The sequence below is a fragment of the Marinobacter bryozoorum genome (assembly GCF_023156245.1).
In the GTDB taxonomy this organism is placed as follows: Bacteria; Pseudomonadota; Gammaproteobacteria; order Pseudomonadales; family Oleiphilaceae; genus Marinobacter; species Marinobacter bryozoorum.
On record NZ_JAKZAH010000069.1, the window covers coordinates 1 to 2612 of the forward strand.

Consider the following 2612-nt stretch of genomic DNA (forward strand, 5'->3'; position numbering starts at 1 on the left):
AGAGGGGTTCGATCTGACTGTTGCAGTGTCTTATGCAATGCTTGGTCAAGATCCCGCTTCACCAGGCATAGTGCGATTGCTCTGGGCACTGCTCACCGGGATAGCTATCTTTTACCTAGTCATGCAAACATGAAGCACCCCTACAGGCTTGAATCATTTACTACTCAAGCTCCGGAACATTGGTAAAACTGATCATCAACCGTCGACTCAGTGAAGATGATGGGATCCCCGCGATGAAACATAAGGAACAGCACAAAACCCACCGGACAGGTTGGCTCCGAGCCGCCGTACTCGGTGCAAACGACGGCATTGTCTCCACCGCGAGCCTTGTTCTTGGCGTTGCTGCCACGGGCGCGAGCGCCGAAAGCATCCTGGTCGCCGGTGTCGCGGGGCTCGTCGCCGGTGCCATGTCCATGGCCGCCGGAGAGTATGTCTCGGTCAGCTCTCAGGCCGACACCGAACGCGCTGATTTAAGGCGAGAACAAACGGAGTTGGAGAACAACCCGGAGTCTGAACAGGCAGAATTGACGGCGATATACATCAAGCGCGGGCTGGATGCGGAGCTGGCCTCTACGGTTGCCAGTCAGTTGATGGAACATGATGCGCTTGGCGCACATGCACGGGACGAGTTGGGCATTTCTGAGGCCCTGGCTGCACGCCCTGTGCATGCAGCTTTGGCATCAGCTGGCACCTTTGCCGTGGGCGCCGCCCTGCCCTTGCTGATGGTTCTGATCGTTCCGGCGTCTCTGGTTATGTCGGCGGTCTCAGTCAGTTCACTAATATTTCTGGCGTTACTGGGTTCGTTATCAGCGCAGGCCGGCGGTGCCCCGGCATTTCTGGCCGCCCGACGCGTCACCTTCTGGGGCGCATTGGCCATGGCGCTCACAGCTGGAGTAGGGACGCTCTTCGGGGTAGTTGCTGGTTGAAGAGAAAGGGGCCCTTCAGTAAACATCTTCCAGATATCGACCATCCGCTCTGAGCGCTTCCACATCGGTTGCCAGAGGCTTCAGAATCTCATCAATGACCTGCTTTACCCCTGCGGCCATATCCTTGCCACCGCACACCAGAATCTGGGCACCGGCATTCACCATCTGGCGCACCGCCGACTCATCCTGTTTGAGCTTATCCTGAACATAAGCCCGTTCGTCCGACCGGGAAAATACCGTATTCAGCGCCGTCAGCCGATGGTCATCCAGATAACGACCCAGTTCCGGCTGGTAGAGAAAATCCGATTGTGAACTACGCCCGCCCCAATACAGGTACATGGGATTGCGACTGGCATTCTTCCTGATAAAACCGGCCAGTGGCCCAATGCCGGCACCGGCACCAATCAATATCACCGGGTTGCTACCGGTGGCGGGTCGGAAGCCCGGGTTATGGCGAATGAAGGTGCTGATTCGATTGCCTGGTTTCAACTCATACAAATAGCCGGAGCAAAGCCCTCGAGGCTGCTTGCGCACGCATATCTCCACAACACCGTCTGTGGCAGAGGAAGCCAATGAGTAAAACCGCGGAGCCTGCCCGTTCGGGGGCACAACGCCGAGCAGGTCACCGGCTTCAAATGAAGGTGTCTTACGGTTGCCGGGCACATACCTTCTCCATCCGCCCTGCTCAACCACTTTGAAACGCAGGATGCTGGTAGGCGCCTCCACAGAGAGGCCATAATCCGCCCGTTCTACTAATTCCAACTCTACCGAGGCTGGCGGCAACGGGTTGTAATCCAGCCCAAGCGATGTCCCGATAGTCTGACCGATTTTGTCTCCCCATTTGCTGAATTGTGAAGTGGAGCACCGATCAATCCGCTCAATGCTGTGCAGACGCTTCAGCCCTTTACCAGCGAGCGCCTTATCCACATCTACCGCAAATTTGCAGAAGTTGGGAAACTGGCGGTCACCAAAGCCCAGTACCGCGAAAGTCAGGGCTTTGCCGGGGCGGAAATTATCAAGCCTGGCCATAAAGCGCCGGGCCGAGGCGGGTGCATCGCCATCACCGTAAGTGGAGGTCAGCACGAAAAGCCTGGAGGCCTGTGGATAATGCTCAGCCAGGGCATTCATCTCACTACAATGCACCTTGAATCCCACCTTGCCCAGACTGGCATGCAGTTCCCGGGCAAAGCCCCAGGTGGTGTTCCCTTCAGAGCCTACCAGGATAACTGTATCCGCCCGGGCGGCACCGATATTGTCAGGCAACTTCCCTGACGAGCGGCGGCGTTGCCACCAGATGGTTATTCCGGTCACCGAAAGTACCGGCACGATCAGTGCGGCAGCCCCGAGAATCAGGCCCAGCCACCATAACCCCTCGCCAGTGTGCAAACTCACAATCCACTGCTGCACCACGCTGCCCTTAGCTAGTGGCTGGTACTGCAGCAACTCGCCCGTAGCCTGATCCACAAAACCAGAGCCGCCTGAAGTTGTCAGGGAATAAACATCCTGTGGGTCACCGGGATAGGGAAACACCAGTTCACGAAGTCCGCCAAGATCAACATTACCGAGCGCTTTCAAACTACCCACCGGGGCAGGTTGTCCGCCCGAGACCTCAGCCGGAAACCTCGGCCCGATTTCGGGCGCTTCCGGCAGCAAACCAAAGCGCTGAGCCGACATAAAGGTGCCGGT

At 57.4% G+C, this 2612-nt stretch carries 2 protein-coding genes; one reads left to right on the forward strand and one right to left on the reverse strand.

Going from position 1 to position 2612, the window contains the following annotated elements:
• Positions 1-233: 233 nt before the first annotated feature.
• Positions 234-926 (forward strand): VIT1/CCC1 transporter family protein, encoded by a 693-nt coding sequence (locus MLC59_RS19135; protein WP_248237210.1) that lies wholly within the window; start codon positions 234-236, stop codon positions 924-926.
• 15 nt (positions 927-941) lie between these two features.
• On the opposite strand, the gene MLC59_RS19140 is transcribed toward MLC59_RS19135, so the two are convergent.
• A partial coding sequence (locus MLC59_RS19140) for a flavodoxin domain-containing protein (protein WP_248237204.1) occupies positions 942-2612 on the reverse strand: 1671 nt, incomplete at its 5' end.

Excerpts from the sequence above, each read along its gene's own strand:
- MLC59_RS19135 (WP_248237210.1), top strand. The coding sequence starts at position 234 with ATGAAACATAAGGAACAGCACAAAACCCACCGGACAGGTTGGCTCCGA.